The sequence below is a fragment of the Pseudomonas sp. NFACC24-1 genome (assembly GCF_900115235.1).
Lineage (GTDB): Bacteria > Pseudomonadota > Gammaproteobacteria > Pseudomonadales > Pseudomonadaceae > Aquipseudomonas > Aquipseudomonas fluorescens_AA.
Genome location: NZ_FOVS01000006.1, coordinates 166,415 through 181,940 on the forward strand (window position 1 = coordinate 166,415; position 15,526 = coordinate 181,940).

Here is a 15,526-nt window from a genome sequence, read left to right on the forward strand (position 1 = left end):
GTCATGAAATTGCTTTTCAGGAAAGCCGGCGCCTGGGTGCGCCAGACTTGGGTTTGGACGCTGTTGCTGGTGCTGTGTATCACGCTGTTGGTGTGGTTCGCCGGGCCACTCGTGGCCGTCAATGACTACAAGTTCTGGGCGAGTCCGACGGCGCGATTGCTGACCGCCAGCGTGCTGGCGCTGGGCTGGGGCCTGGGCATGGTTTTCGTCCATGAGCGCGCCGCTTCCAACACCAACTCCCAACAAAACGTCCCCGACCAGGCTCGCGCCCTGCACCAAGCCAGGATCGACGATGAGCGTCGCGAAGTGCGGTCGCGCTTCAAGCAGGCCTTGACCACGTCAAGGTCCTCGAACCTTTATGCCGGCCGTCGCGATGTGCCCTGGTACCTGCTGATAGGCCCGCCTGCCAGTGGCAAGACCCATCTACTGGAGTGCTCGGGCCTGGAGTTTCCTCTCAACAGGCTAGATCACAGTCCTGTCAGCGACGCATCTGGCACTCGGTATTGCGATTGGTATTTTGCCGAGCACGCCGTGCTGGTCGACACCGCCGGGCGCTACCTGACTCAGACGGACAGTGAGGTCGACGGCCGCGGCTGGGCCGTACTGCTCGAACTGTTGCGCAAGCGTCGCCGCAGTCGTCCGTTGGGCGGTGTACTGGTGACGGTGTCGGCCGAGCTTCTGCTGCAGGGCAGCGAGGGCGACGTGACCACGCTGGCCCGTCAGATTCGTGGTCGCCTGCAGTCGCTGCAACAGCGACTGCACATTGATGTCCCGATTTACCTGGTCTTGAGCAAAGCGGACAGCGTGCCTGGTTTCAATGAGTTCTTTGATTCACTGACGCGTGAGGAAAACGACCAGGTACTGGGGGCGAGTTTCAGCCGGGACCCACGTGGCAGTGGCATCACCATGTTACGTGCCGAGTTTGAGGCGTTGCTGCAGCGGCTCAATAGCCAAATGATCATGCGCATGCATCAGGAGCGCGACACACTGCGTCGCAGCCGTATGCTTGATTTCCCTCATCAACTTGGACAGCTCGGCACCAGTCTGTGCCTGCTGGTCGAGCAGGTGTTCAGCGGTAACGTCGGGACGTTGCGTGGTTTCTATTTGACCTGCGCATCGTCGCCGTACCGGGCGGCGACCTCGACCGCCGAGCCCGGCTACAAAGGGTTGGCGGGCAGCCATACCGCACCTGGCCGGCGCTCGCGGTTCATTCATCACTTGCTCAGCCGGGTGATCTTTCCAGAAGCCGATTTGAGCGACCTCGTTCAACGCGAGCGCCGTCGCATCCATTGGGGGCAGCGGGCCTTGTACCTTGGAGCGCTGACGGTCGTTGGCCTGTGCGGGCTGTTGTGGGCGAAGGGGTTTTCAGTCAACCACGAGCGCCTGGACAGCTTGCGTACGCTGGCGCAACGCTGGGACCAGCAGCAATCGACCCAGCTGAATGCTGATGACTGGAGTGCGCTGCTTGAATCACTGGATACCCGTTTCGAGGCCACTCGGGTTTTCCCACCCTACAGTGCGGTGCCGTTGTATGAGCGTGTCGGCTTGTATCAGGGGGAAGCGATCAAGGCTGCGGTGACCGACGCTTACGAGCGTGAGCTTCAGGCGCAACTGTTGCCGAAGATTGCACAGAGGCTGGAAGAGCATGTCCGCAACAACCGCGCTGACCGCGAGCAACTGCTCAACAGCCTGCGTGCGTACTTGATGCTGGGCCTTAAAGAGCGTCGCGATATCGCCTGGCTCAAGGACCGGGTGGCCAACGACGAATCGCTTCGTTACCCCGGCAACACTGTGCGGCAAGAGCGCTTGAATGCCCACTTCGCGCGCCTGTTGGAGCTGCCCTTCATCCATGAGCTCAACGAGCCGCTGGTGGCCCAAGCTCGGGAGACCCTTCGCCGTGAGTCCTTGGCCGCCGTCGTGTACAGGATGCTGCACGAACAGGCCAATCATCTGCCGCTCTACCGACTCAGCCAACACCTGGGTTCACAAGGTGCGCTACTGGTTGGCACCGACCGTGTGATCCCCGGTTTCTACACCCGCCAGGGTTACGAACGCTACTTTTCGGTCCAGGGCGTGGCCCTGGTCACCGAATTGTTGCGGGACAACTGGGTATTGGGTGAAGGCGACGGCCTCAGCGGCATGGACATGCGTCGCCTGATGGTCGAACTGGAACAGCTGTATTTTCGTGATTATGCCGACCACTGGAGCGAAGCCGTCGGCCAGGTCGCCCTGCAAACCATCAGCCATCCGGGTGAGGGCGCCGAGCAACTCGCGGGCCTGACCTCGGCACATTCGCCGATTCTGCGGCTGCTGGTACAAGTGCGCGAGAACACTCGACTCCAGGGGGGGGCCGAACAACTCGACGATCTGGCGCCAGCGGCCGGGAAGGGTGGACAAGCCGTGACAAAGCTCGTCGCCGTGGCTGGGAAAGCCGCTGCGTCTCTGACCGAGCATCTGCCGGACACCGCGCAAAAATCCTTGCGACGGCGTTTCGAACCGCTGCATCGCCTTCTGGATGGGGATGGCGGCCCCACGGCTGATCTGCTCCAGGCCTTGAGGGCCCTTGATGAGGTGCAATTGCAACTGGCGAACCTGGCCCGGGCCAGTGCACCGGAACACGCGGCGTTCGAATTGGCCAGGCATCGCATGAGCGGGCAGCGCGATGCGCTGAGCAGCCTGCGCGACGCCTCCGCCCGGCTTCCGCGACCGGTCAAGGCATGGTTCAACGTGCTGGCCGAGGATAGCTGGCGCTTGGTGCTCAACGACTCGTACCGCTACCTGAACCAGCGTTATCAAAGCGAGCTGTACAGTTTTTACGGCAAGGCGATCGACAAGCGGTATCCGTTCAGCGCCCACAGTGCCAGCGACGTCGCGCTCAACGACTTCCGGGAGTTTTTCAAGGAGCAGGGCATCGTCGATCGATTCTTCGAACATTACATGCAGCCCTTCGTCAGTGGCCCTGCGGGACACTATCGCTTGCGTAGCATCGACGGCCAGAGCTTGCCGATGTCCCGGGTCTACCTTGAGCAGATGGTGACAGCGCATACCATCCGCCGGAGCTTTTTCGCCGAAAACCCGACCGAGCCGCAAGTGCAGTTCAAGCTTGAACCGTACACCCTGGATCCGGCGGTGAGCCGTGCTGAATTCCGCTTTGGCGACCAGACGCTTGAATACCGCCACGGTCCGATCCTACCGGTGGCGTTTACCTGGCCAAGCGACGCGCAGAATGGTCGGACCGCCCTGGTGCTGGACAAAATGATCGGTCGCGGCGTCGGCATCGAGAAGAATACCGGGCCGTGGTCGCTGTTTCGTTTGTTCGACCTGATGCAGAGCGAATACCTGATCGGGCGCGATGTCCGTGTATTGAAGGCGGACCTGGGTGGCCTGCGCGCCAACTATTTACTGACGAGCCAGCGCACGCCGAACCCTTTCGACATGAGCGTGCTGCGCACATTTCGCCTGCCGGTGCAGCTTTGAAACAGGCGCCGGGCCCCTGGCGCAGCGCCGCGCGCACGGACCCTGGCAAGACCCGGGCACGTAACGAGGACGCCTTTCTCGACTGCCCGCGACAGGGAGTGTGGGCGGTCGCCGACGGCATGGGCGGTCACTCGGGCGGCGACATCGCCAGTCAGTTGATCGTTGCCAACCTGACGGAACTGCCCCTGTACCAGGACTTGGATGAACGTTCGAAAGCGGTGCGCCAGTGCCTGCGCTGGACCAACCGCCGGCTGAGTCAGGAGCTTACCGTCACTGAAAATCATCCCGGCATTACCGGCAGCACGGTGGTGGTGCTGTTGCTGGAGGGGAACCGTGGGGTTTGCATCTGGGCGGGCGACAGCCGTTGTTACCTGTGGCGCGGTCGTCGGTTGTACCAATTGACCAAGGATCACTCACTGCAACAACAACTGATCGATACGCAACACATCAGTCGCGATGAAGCTGGTGCCCATCCTGCGGCCAAGGCATTGACTCGCGCGGTGGGCGCTGCACCAGAACTGACGTTGGAGGTGCTGGAGCTGGATGTTCACCCGGGAGATACATTTTTGCTGTGCAGTGACGGTCTGTACCAAGGCCTTGGTGCGCAAGCCCTTGGCAATGCCTTGGGCCTGGCATCGCCACCTAGGGTGTTGGAGCAGCTTTTCGATGACGTCTTGCGTGGCCCGGCGCGGGATAACCTGACGGCCGTAGTGATCCGACCATGAATGAAGAGGCTGGTCATCCCACGTATTTCGCCTTCGCCAACGCGGCACCCGCTGTGAAATCCAACCCGCGTTGCGCCAGCGAAGTACCGGACATACTCGCAGGGCGCTATCGCCTAGAACGCTTGCTTGGGGCCGGCGGCATGGGTGTGGTTTACCGCGCGCTAGACCTGTTGCACGAACAATACGCCGATCCCGATCCGTACCTTGCGTTGAAGATGCTCAGTGAGGCATTCGATGAGTCAGCCGATGGGAGTGCGCTGCTCTACAGCGAGTTCGCCCTGACGCGGCGATTGCACCACCCGAATATTTTGCGTCCCTACACCTTCGAAGTGGATGTCGGTCAACGGCGAGCGTTCATCACCATGGAGTTGATGCGCGGCTTGACCCTGGACCAACTGCTTTGCGAACGGCCTCTGGGGCTGCCTTGGCCTGAACTGAAGGCGATCGCCGTGCCGCTGCTCGATGCCCTGGCATACGCCCATAGCCGTGGCGTACTGCATGGCGACATGAAGCCGAGCAACGTCATGTTGAGCGAGGAAGGCCTGCGTCTGTTCGATTTTGGCTTGGGCCTGGCCGAGGGAGGGCCCTCGCAGCACCTGCCGAACCTGAACCGTGAGCGCCTCAACGCCTGGACGCCAGGTTATGCGGCGCCTGAACTGCTTGAAGGTGCGCACCTGTCAGCGCGGGCAGATGTTTATGGTGTGGCATGCGTGCTGTATGAACTGGCGAGCGGCCAACACCCGTTCCGACGGTTACCCGCCACCCAGGCTCGCGATGCCCGGTTGGAGCGCGGGCTCAAGGCACCGCGCAACCTGCCCAGGCGTTGCTGGCCGGCGCTGCGAATGGCGTTGGCGCTTGATCCGGAGCAGCGGCGTATTGGTGCGGCTCAGTTGCGTGATGCCTTGGAGGGGTGGCCCTTCTGGTGGAAAAGGACATGCTGAATCCGCCGATTCTTGATGCTTGCCATTTATTTTCAGCGGGCCATAAAAAGCCCCTAGAGCTAGTGTGAGTCGATTTGATATTTATTTTTGGTCACTGTTCCAGTTGTTGCTCCCTGAGCAAAGACTGTGTCGTTTTCTCAATGTAATCGAACACTTCGTTCGGGACTGAATACTGGTACTGCTTACGACGGTGCTTTGAAACGGTCCCATTATTCGTCAAACACATCATCACGAGGTTTGCCAGATCGCTACCGCGCACGTCATAGGTCTCGTTGACTGCTTGAACGATCCGGTCGTAGTTCTCAAGGAAAATGGTTTCTTCACGAAGCTCGATTTCAATCGCGCGTTTTGCCATTTCCAAGGTGAAACGGACCCCAGGTGTCGCATCCCAAAAGCGGTAGATGGCGGGATCGCCGATGAAATCGAATGTGAATTGGCCGTGATCAATCCAGCGGACATCCCAGAACTCTCGTGCCGGTCGGGAGAACTGCTCCAGCGTCTCCAGATACAACCGCTCCTCACGTTTCATGGCGACAGATACGGGCAGGAGCAGCCCGTTCTCCAGAGCGCCGGCGCGGCACAACGTTTGGTGAATCAGGAAGCGGGAAAGACGACCATTCCCGTCCATGAACGGATGAAGGAAGACGAAGCCAAATGAAATGATGCCGGCGGCTACCAGAGGATCAATACGTCCCGGTGCGTTGTTACCCAACACCATGAGTTGTTCCATCAACTCTCGGCAGAGGGCGGGGGGAGGGGGGACGTAAGTAACTCCTGCCGCACCGTGTAGTGGACCCGCCAAATGGTTCTGCGCGTGGCGAAATGCAGCAGCCATGTCGAGCGGGTTTGAAATTGTCGCATTTTGAAGGTGGACCAGATAATCCTCGCTCAGTGGAATACCCTCATGGGCCTGTCGCAGCAGCTTAATGAATTTTCGCGCCTTGTCTTCGCTTGGCGACTCCTTCTCTATCGCAAACGAATCCCTGGTTTCGTGGAGATAGGCCCAATTGATGGTCCGATCCATCATTCCCGACGGCAGATTTTGAATGAAGTCTTGAGCGCGAGCCAGGATGTCGTATTCCAAGAGCGCGACAATCTCAGGGGTACGTTCAACGGTGGCGCAATACTCAAGCGATCCAATACCGTTGAACTCCACCCTCCAGCGGGAATTGCGCTCCCCGGGCATTGTTACGTAGAGCTGTGGATCGAATAGCGGAATGAACGCTCCACGCACCGACGACGACTGGTTCAGTTTTTCTCCGGTGAAGGCTTCACGTAGAAAACAGGCTTTTCGGATGTAGATACCGTTAGGGGCTCTTTCGAACTCAGCCTCCAAGGCCACAGCCGGGATCTGTGGAAGCGCCTGGGCCAAAATGGCGAGATTGATACCCTCATGTTTGAGCGCAAATAGTAGGTGCCCTAGAAGATCATCCGGTGCTGGGGCTGTATTGGCCGGTACCGCCAAGGTTTCCCCGATCTGCTCGATACGGGTTACGGGTTGTACCCGTGCCGGTCGGCGTAACGGGAAGCTTGAAAGTCGTAGAGACTCCTGTAGCCAAGCGTATCCAGCAGAGTTCATGGCAAATCCTTAATTTTTCTGCACTTGGCATAAATTTTTTTCAGGGCACCAAGAAAATCTTGATTTGAGCCAATTATGCGGATTTTTTCTTAACTCGCCAGCGTCACATATTAAGTGCCTAGCTGAGCGCCCGCGGATAGTTTTTGGGCAATGAAGGTTACGGAGAAGAGGAAGGCATATCGATTGAGTCGATATGCCTTTTTTGGCTCTGGTTGCAGAATAAATAAGGCATTCGTAATACCTGGAATTCCGGACGAGAGAGCTTACTTTCGCTCGACGGTGCGGTGGCTGTTCTGTCGGAGTGCAACTTTTGTGGGCGGCTTCGTCGCCCCACGGGAGTGATGGCGAGGCCGCTATTGGGGAACGACGTGATTCAGCATCCGGTTGCCTGCGATGAACTCAGTTCGATAGTGGTTGGATGCCAAGGGCTGAGCCGTCATAGCGAGAATTCTTAATTTTCTTCCCTTGGAATAGGATTTTTTTTAATGCGCCAAGAAAATCTTCAATTGAGCCTATTTTTCTGATTTTTTCTTAACTCGCTGGCACCCGTCAGATGGCTAGGCAGAGCTACCGTGAAAATTCTCTTGGCCAGATAGGAAAAGGCATATCGATTGAACCGATATGCCTTTCCTTTGACCTGGTTACTAGCGTGGATCGACGTTATCCAGCACTCGGTTCGCCAGCAATGAACTCAGTTCAATCAGTTGCTGGACGCCGAGGGCGATGTGGCGGCGGGGGCCTTCCAGGTCGAAGGCCAGGTTGCTGATCATCGCGTCGGCAGATGCCAGGTTTTCGCTAAGGTTGGCGAGCAGGCATTCGTTGTCGGCGTTTTTTGCCACGGTGAATAGCTGGCCTGGTTTGGATGCCTCTTCGGACTTTTCCGGTTTCGGTAGCAGGTAGTAATCCAGGGCGCGCTTTTCTGCCTCGTCTTGTTTCTTCGTTTTGGATTGAGTGGGCGCAGAGGTGCGATCTGCTTCGGGGGGATTTGGTGTGATTTTGAACATGGTGGAGCTCCTTTCGTAAGAGGAACCATCACCGTCTGCCGCCAAGCAGATGGGGTGACGGATTACACAAGGTTGGCGGACCGGAACGAAAGAAACCCGGCATCCCCGAAGGGATCCTTGCGCAACCCGCCATAACATAGGAGTGCCAATGCCAGAGGCATCGCAAATCCTATTGAGGGGCTGTTGCGCCTTTCGTGTACCGGGCCGCCAAGCCCGACCACTGATGGGCAGTGGCAGGGAAACGATAGAAGCCATGGGCAAGGCGCACAAGCGGGCGGATTCTGGCGTAGTTGTAGGCAATGGCGCAAGGATGCGTAGCTTGGTGGAGGCGTTGGGGTGGGAGAATAAACAAGCCTTCGTAGTGCCCAGGATTCGGGGCGATGGAGCTTGCTCTCGCTCGGTGGCGCAGCGGTTTTTCTGTAGGGATGCGCCCGTCGTTTTGGGGCTGCTGCGCAGCCCAGCGGGGATAAATCCCCTCGCCACAGGTTGATGGTGTGGCGGCTAGCGTGGGTCGACGTTATCGAGCACCCGGTTCGCCAGCAGTGAATCCACTCTCCCTTTTGCGGGACTCGATCTATGGCAAAGGAACTGGCCCCCGTTCGAACAGCAGGAAAGACCAGCAGGTGCTTGAGTTTTAATCATTGACGGCTATACCAGTGATGGCGACATGCTATTTCTTCATGTCCCACGGAGGCGTATGGACTTCAAGATTTTCATCTCTCTTTTCCCCGCTCTGGCGCTTATCGGAGGGTGCAGTGCTTCCAGACCGGAGTCGGGCACGATGCTCAAGACCTGGTCGGAGAGCGTGGCGAACCTGGGTGTTCGAGCGGTCTATCCGTTGCAGGAAAGCTTGTATCCAGGAAATTTGCTGCTGGTTCCAACCTACCCCGGAAAAAGTCGGTCTGATGAAAAGCCTTCGGAGTTTTACACCTATTACCCCGTGCCAGTAGGTTCGTTGGACCTGTGCAAACTGTATGTGTCGATTCGCAGTGCCCCGGAGCTACCGCAAATTTCTGGCTACCCGGCCAAGGGCGGGGAGCCGGCAGGGGAGAAGCCTGAAGCGCCTTGGCAGCCGACGGCTATCAACTATTCGAACTTCAAATGCAGTGACTACAAAGACGCGGACTTCAGAGTCAACCGCGTCACGGCATTCCCGGCTTTTCAGTTTGGGTCACGTGTCGAGTCGGGAATGGGCGCAAATGTGATGGCGGGCACGGTGGGGGCGAAGGGCAGTGTGGTGGGCAAGGATGAGTACCTTATGACGGTCTCGGTGCCGAGTGTCACGGTCATAAGGGTAGACGTTTCTGAGCTTCTGAGCGCCTTGGGTGGCGACGGCTTCAAGACAAAAGACGGGTTTAGCGACTTACAAAGCGTTGTTACTCGAATGATGAAGCTTCAAACCTTCGTCGACAAACAGGGCAATAGCTCGAAACCGGAGCTGCTGCTGGTTTCGGAAGTGTATTACGCGAACGCGATCGATATTTCCGTTACAAGCTCAGCGGGCCAGGCGGCGCAACTCGCCGTTAGCACTCAGGCTTTGGTCGAGCGGTTTGAAAAGCTGGCAGGTTTGCGTGATCAGATGAAGTCGATGCTGAAGGAGGCTCCGGCCACGCCAGGCAATAGCCAGGGCCAGTCGAATTCGCAGACTCAGCAAACGGCCATGAAAGAGCTTGCCCGGGAGATTGGCGAAACCGAGGCCGAGGTGGACAAGCTATCCAAAGCCCTTTTACCGGATGCGCCGGGGGTTACAGGTGCTGTGAAATCTGTCTCCAGTTCGGGCGTAACGCTGACCCAAGTCTTTCCGCGCCCAATGGCGATTGGGTATCGGGCCATAGGGCTTAACCCAGATCAGTTGTTGATTCGTAAGTGACGTGACGCGGTAAAAAAAACGGGTAGAGCGCCAGGAGCTTAGCTCTGCCAGCGAAATGATGCGGTTTGTCTGGAGGCGTGCGCCGGCCTTTTTGGGGCTGCTTTGCAGCCCAGCGGGAGCAAGCTCCCTCGCCACGGGGATTTGTGCTTAACCTGCGTGGCTGTACAAGATGTTGTAGAACGCGGTGTGCTCATCGTTGATCAAGGCAAGATCCTGCCCCGTGGGAATTTTTTCGAACAGCGCTTTGTCGACCCCCATCCGACGCCGGATGATCACCTCCAGCAATTGGCCAAACAACGCTTCATCACGGACGTGTTTTTTCAGTTTTAGAACGTCGCGAGGTTTGTCTTTCAGGATGTGGAAGGCGTAATTCATCACAACCATATTGGAGACGAACAGGTTTGCCGTTGACTGAAGCGGATTGACCGCATCGATCAACGCATCAAATATTTTTTTCGGGTCCTGAGCGTACGTGAGCAGAAATACATCGGGGTACATAAGCTCGCTGTGCCGATCATTGATCGCGAAGCGGTAATGAGTCTCGTCGGGCTCGGTGAGTAATCTGACGGTGCTTGTTTGAAAGGTTTTCAACGTCCTGAGCAGTTCATGCTCTTTCCTGCTGTCGGCCTTGATCGTTTTGTAGACCCGATCAATCACCTCCAGAAAAGCCACGGGCCCCAGCCCGTCGGTCGCCATCATCAGTTGATCGCCTTCGATGCTGAACCGGCGATAAGCCTCGTCATCAATGCTCAATTCGAAAAGCAGAAACCTGAGCATGTAGTTCCTCAGGTGCGCGTCCGCATCCAGGGCGCTGTTCTTCAAGCTGATCAGTTGGATCAGGTAGAAGAAAATAAAGTATTGCTTGTTGGTTCGTTGACGGTTGTCGATTTCAAGCAGGTAGCCAAAACGCGACAGGACCAGCAGCAGGGCGTAGCAGTCGGGTTCCGTGAAGCCGTTCTTCAACATGGCTTTTTCGAAAGCGCTGACGGAAAACAAATCATGCCAGCGGCTAACGCTGAAGGGCGCGCCATTGTGTTTTCTGGCGACAGCGGTCAGCAGCGCAGGCTCGTCTTCTTCGTAAAAAACAGCACCCAACGCCTTCGGATACGGCCGGACGTTCAGGAAGTTTTCAAGCTTGTAGGAGAGAAGATCGAATATGTCCATCTGGCGTTATCCGCAGGTCTTCCATTTTCCGTTCGGGCCTTTTTTCTCGACACGAAATGACGTAATGGTTTTATTGAATTTATCCAATAATCGGAAACCGATGCCTCTGGCCTTGGGCTCATTCGTCTTGGACAGCACGCCATCTTTCAGGCCCGTCTCTTTATAGTCAACGGTAGAGATGTCCTTGTGATTATTGAGCATGCTCACACCTTCGTTATTGACGGTGGCCACTACCCGATACTTCTCATTGCCTGGGTTGAATCCAGGGTTACTGTCCTGGTTGACCCACACCGCTTTCTCTCCTCGGATATTCGGAACCAGGCCACCTTTGCCTCCGTTGGCAGCCTTGGACGAGACGGTTTCGCTTTCGCCCATGTACCGGATAATCTCATTCTCTTTGAGCCCCAGCGGGTCGATCCAGGTAAATGGATTCGGTGCGTAGCGATAGAGATTCAGGCTTGCCGCCAGGCCCAACGGGTCGGGCGTGGTAAAGCGGCCTATGTCGGGATCATAGAAGCGGAAGGTGTTGTAGTGCAGGCCCGTTTCCCGGTCCAGGTACTGCCCCTGAAACCGCAGGTTCTGTTCTTCGATGTAGTACGGTTCACGGACTTCATCAGTGGTGTTGCCCCATACCTGGTAGCGAGCGTGCCATAGCGGATGGCCGTCACTTTCCGTCAAGGCTTGTGGCAAACCATTGGGGTCGTTGTGGTAATAGCGGATGCGTTGATGTTCATCGATGCCGTCGACGCGGGCCAAGGGTTCGTGACTGTCGCCGATGTAGAGGTACAGACTGGTCAGGCTATTTTTATGTTCCTTGAGTAGTTGCAGGCCATCCCAGTCGAAACGCGTGCAGGCGATGAGACGTCCGTCGTCATCGTGTTCGGTTTTCTCGATCCTTCGGCCCAACGGGTCGTAGCGCATCCTGACGATGCTTTCACCGTCGGACTTGTGCGTTCGAACTTCAACCAGCCGATGGTCCGAGTCGTAGCTGAAACGCTGCAGGCCATGCCGGCTGCTGCGCTTTTCAATCATTCGGCCAAAGCCATCGTAGCGATAGTGCTTATCCTGATAGCGCTTGAGTTGGTTGTGCGTAACCCGCCCACCTGTACCCGGTGAACTGTCGAGGAGATTGGCGGCGGCATCGAAGGAAAATGTTTCATTCTGGCCTTGCCGAGTGCCCTGGCTTGCCAGGATCCGGCCCGTCACATCGTAGTGCAGCAATTGGCGTTGTTGACCTGTTGGCAGCCGCTCAAGACGCCCCACCAGGTGGTCACCAGGATCAAACTCGAAATGGGTCTGATCGGTGGCAGGGATCAACGCCGGTTGGCGGGTATGCCGACGTTGGCGGCTGCGTAAGCGCCCGCTACGGTCGTATTCACTCCGTGTGCTGATTTGGCCTTGGGTGCGCAGCACCTCTCGATGCAGCCGATCGCGTTCGAAGTCGCTGATGACGTGGCCGTCGAGGTTGATTTGGTGCAGATGACCACTGCCGTAGTACAGACGGTTGACCCAACGGCCATCAGGTAGGTGGGTCTGGATCAGGTTGCCGAGTTCATCGTAGTGATGCTTCAGAACACCTGCTGAACTCTGCTCCTCAATCAGATAACCCAGAGCGTCATAAGCAAAGCCCAGTCGTTGTTCGTTGCCGTCGTTATCGACAACCGTGGCTTCGATTAACTGATTCAACGGGCTATAGCTGTACCGCGACTGTCCATCCGGTGTGATGCGGGTTGTCAGCCGGCCAATGGCATCACGTTCTAACTGATGAACAAGGGGCTTTTCACTGGGCTGATGACCACCTCGCGACGCGGCGACGGTTTCGACTCGCTTTACGTTGTTGAGGGCGTCGTACGTGTAGCCTTTGGCGCTGCCATCAAGGTTGCGCTGTTCGGCCAACCGATCCCCTGCATCCCAGGCAAACCGGTAGCTTTCACCATTCTCGTTGGTCAGTGCTTGCAGCCGGCCGAAGCTGTCGTAGACAAACTGCACCTGCCGGCCCTGGGCGTCGGTGCGTTGGCGGACTTGGCCGCGGCGGTTGTGTTGGTAGAGCGTGGTGTGCCCGGCCGGGTCGGTGTAGCCGGTGAGTTGGCCGGCGGTGTCGCGTTGGTAACGCTCGATGCGGCCGTCCGGCAACTGGCTGCCGAGCAAACGCCCCTGGGCGTCGTAGCTGAATTGGGTGCGCTCGCCGAGGGCGTCGGTGATGGTCTGCAGGTAACCGCGCGCGTCGTAGCTGAAGCGCGTCGGGTAACCCGAGCAATCGACGTGTTCCACCAATTGGCCGAACGGGTTCCAGCGCAGTTTTTTGCTTTTGCCGGTGGCGTCGATGATTTCCACGACCTGGCCGTGGGCGTCGTAGCGGTAGCGGGTGACGTGGCCCAGCGGGTCGATTTGCGCCGTGCAGTTGCCGCGTTGATCGTAACGGTATTTCCAGCTGTGGCCGGCGGGGTTGGTGTCCACCAGTGGCAGGGCCCAGTGTTCGAGCCAGAGGGTGGATTCGCTGCGGCCCAACGGGTCGGTTTCGCTGATCAGGTTGCCAGCGTCGTCGTAGTTGAATTGGTACTGGCCGCCTTGTGGGTCGGTGGCGCTGAGCAACTGGCGTTCGTCGTTCCATTCGAACAGCCAGGTCTGGCCGAGGTTGTCGGTGTAGTGGGTGATCTGGTGTTGGCTGTTCCACTGCCGGGTGCTGACGCGTTGCAGGCTGTCGCTGATGCGGGTGATGCCGGCCTTGAGGTCATAGTCGAACTGGTAGGCGTCGCCTTCGTCGGTCCAGTGCCGGACCACGCGCCATTCCTGGTCGTCGATCAGGGCCCATTCGTAGAAGCAGTGCAGGCCGGTGGGCAACTGGTGCTCGACCATCCGCTGCCCGGCGTCGTAGCGGAAGCGCCGTTGCACCTGGCCGCTGGCGTCGCGCACTTCGGCGAGGGTGTTGGCCGCGTCGTAGGCGTAGCTGACCAGCACCTCCCGCGTTTGGTCGGGGTAGAGGCGCTCGATGTGGGTGACGCGTTCGCCTGCGCGGATCAGTTCGACTTGCACCAGGTCGAAGGTGTCGCGCAGCCGCACCAGGCGTCCGGCGTCGTCGTAGTCGAGGTGGATGCGGTTGTCGTTGCGGTCGCCCAGTTGGCTCAGGCGCAGGTGTGAGGGGTTGGCGGATGAAGGTTCGAACAAACGGTACAGGCCGTCTTCGCTTTCGATCAGCAGTTGCCCATTCACATGGCGGCGCACGGCCAGGCCTTCGCCGGCGCTGAACACCGCGCCGCCCAACGGGATGGAGCCCATGTCGATGGGCCGGCCCTGTTCGTCGGTGTAGACCAGGGTTTCGCCGCCCTCGGGGTGGGGCTGGATTTCCACTTGGACTTCGTAGGCGACGCTCCAGCCGGCGCCGAACAGACTGTCGCGGCGTTCGTCGCGGCTGTTGTAGACGCGCTGCCAGTCAATCGGCAGGATGCCGGGCAAGACGAAATCCAGGTCCTCGTCAGCGCCCAGCACTTTGGCCCCGGTGGCGGCATGCACCGGGTTCGACGAGCCCATGGCGGCGTTGGCGGCCGCGTTCGCCGCGCTGCTGGCGGCCATGGACACCGCGCCGCCCACCAGCATGCACGGCAGTTTGCTGAAGAACTTGCCCTTGCCGCCCTTGAGCATCAGCAGTGCGGTGACTGCCAGGCCTACGCCCGGGGTCTTGCCGCTGCGGATCTCGCGTACCACCACCGAACCGCCGCCAATGGTCACGTTGGGCGAAATCAGCCCGGCCGACACCACCGTCGCATCGCAGGTGCTGCGGTCGCCACTGCGCACGGCGGGCTGGCCGTTGATGGTGACCTTCTCCGAACCTTCGGCCATGAACTGCGGTGGCATGGGCGGGTGCTTGGTGCAGATCACCAGGTCTTCCGGTCGGGTCTCCGTACCGGGGGCGGGCGAGGCGACAGTGGGGCGCCACATCTGCGAGAAGAAATTCCCGGCCATGTCCAGGTAACTGGGTTCTTCTTCCGGCTCGGGCATTTCCAGTTCGGTGCCGGCCGGTGCAACATGGGAAACCACCGCGCCGGCGGCCCGGGCCGAGGGGATGTTGTTGGTGAAGGTGTCCTTGGAGCCGGTGAGGATGTTGGCCTGCACCGTGGGCGGAAAGAAGGCGTTGCCGATGCCCTCGCATAAATCGCTCAGGCCTTTGTCGGCCCCGGTCTTGCTCATGGCCAGGCCGACGATGGTGCCCACCACCAGGCCCAGGACGAAGCAGCCCAGGCCGCCAGTGACCACGGTGATGCCCGTGGCCGCGACCACGGCAGCGGTCGCCAGGGCGGTGATCGCGATGTTGGCCGCCACCTCCAATACGCCGCCCAGGATGTCGGCCATCATCGAGGTGTGGTTGAGTGCATCGCCCAGGCGGGCGGCCCAGAGCGCGTCAGACATGCAGGTTGCTCAGGCGGGTAGGGTGGCTGGGGAGCGTGTGTTCAAGCAGTTGGATGCCTTCCATTGCATCAGTCCTTGTGGGTTAGGGCATGCTCATCAGGGCCATTCTCAGGCGCTTGATCAGTTTTGGGGTCTTGAGGCAATCGGCCGGGCGTTTGTTACCCAGGGCGGGCACGGTCTGTTCCAGCCACCATAAGCCTTCCTTGAGCCCCCTTTTGCCGTAGAGCACCACGGCCATGTCGAGGTTGTCATCCATGGCCTTGGCCAGCGCGCGGGCGTTGTCGTCGAGGTAGTCCTCTTCGTACAACCGCACGAAATGCTGCCAATCGGCATCGCCGACGTATTCGTCTTCCAGTCCCATT

The 15,526-nt window shown here is 58.8% G+C and carries 9 protein-coding genes; 4 read left to right on the plus strand and 5 right to left on the minus strand.

What is annotated here, in order from left to right:
- The first annotated feature begins 3 nt into the window (after window positions 1-3).
- Genes tssM through BM317_RS08415 form a run of 3 tightly spaced genes read left to right on the plus strand, consistent with a single transcriptional unit; the run spans window position 4 to window position 5,143 of the window.
- Window positions 4-3,477, plus strand: coding sequence for a type VI secretion system membrane subunit TssM (tssM, locus tag BM317_RS08405; RefSeq protein WP_092473942.1), 3,474 nt, complete (start codon window positions 4-6; stop codon window positions 3,475-3,477).
- Window positions 3,474-4,202 (plus strand): PP2C family protein-serine/threonine phosphatase, encoded by a 729-nt coding sequence (locus BM317_RS08410; protein ID WP_092473944.1) that lies wholly within the window; start codon window positions 3,474-3,476, stop codon window positions 4,200-4,202. The genes tssM and BM317_RS08410 overlap by 4 nt, the downstream gene beginning before the upstream one ends.
- Window positions 4,199-5,143 carry a serine/threonine-protein kinase gene (locus tag BM317_RS08415; protein WP_092473946.1) on the plus strand — a complete coding sequence of 315 codons (945 nt, stop codon included), beginning with the start codon at window positions 4,199-4,201 and terminating at the stop codon, window positions 5,141-5,143. Before BM317_RS08410 ends, BM317_RS08415 begins: the two co-directional genes overlap by 4 nt.
- Before the next feature lie 91 nt (window positions 5,144-5,234).
- On the opposite strand, the gene BM317_RS08420 is transcribed toward BM317_RS08415, so the two are convergent.
- Both BM317_RS08420 and BM317_RS08425 read right to left on the minus strand, forming a co-directional pair.
- Window positions 5,235-6,722 (minus strand): Fic family protein, encoded by a 1,488-nt coding sequence (locus BM317_RS08420; RefSeq protein ID WP_092473949.1) that lies wholly within the window; start codon window positions 6,720-6,722, stop codon window positions 5,235-5,237.
- Window positions 6,723-7,366: 644 nt separating this feature from the next.
- The gene (locus tag BM317_RS08425; RefSeq protein WP_092473951.1) at window positions 7,367-7,726 is read right to left on the minus strand and encodes a DUF6124 family protein; all 360 of its coding nucleotides are present in this window, start codon (window positions 7,724-7,726) and stop codon (window positions 7,367-7,369) included.
- Between the two features lie 697 nt (window positions 7,727-8,423).
- Between BM317_RS08425 and BM317_RS08435 the strand changes: the two genes are divergently transcribed.
- Window positions 8,424-9,596, plus strand: a complete 1,173-nt coding sequence (locus tag BM317_RS08435) for a hypothetical protein (protein ID WP_092473955.1) — start codon at window positions 8,424-8,426, stop codon at window positions 9,594-9,596.
- A gap of 147 nt (window positions 9,597-9,743) precedes the next feature.
- On the opposite strand, the gene BM317_RS08440 is transcribed toward BM317_RS08435, so the two are convergent.
- From BM317_RS08440 to BM317_RS08450, 3 genes are all read right to left on the minus strand, one after another.
- Complete coding sequence (locus BM317_RS08440; RefSeq protein WP_092473957.1) at window positions 9,744-10,760, minus strand: hypothetical protein; 1,017 nt, start codon at window positions 10,758-10,760, stop codon at window positions 9,744-9,746.
- A 6-nt stretch (window positions 10,761-10,766) separates the two neighbouring features.
- Window positions 10,767-15,164, minus strand: a complete 4,398-nt coding sequence (locus BM317_RS08445; RefSeq protein ID WP_256574085.1) for an RHS repeat-associated core domain-containing protein — start codon at window positions 15,162-15,164, stop codon at window positions 10,767-10,769.
- A gap of 82 nt (window positions 15,165-15,246) precedes the next feature.
- On the minus strand, window positions 15,247-15,525 hold the full coding sequence (locus BM317_RS08450; RefSeq protein WP_092168349.1) for a hypothetical protein: 279 nt from the start codon (window positions 15,523-15,525) through the stop codon (window positions 15,247-15,249).
- Between the last annotated feature and the right edge of the window lies 1 nt (window position 15,526).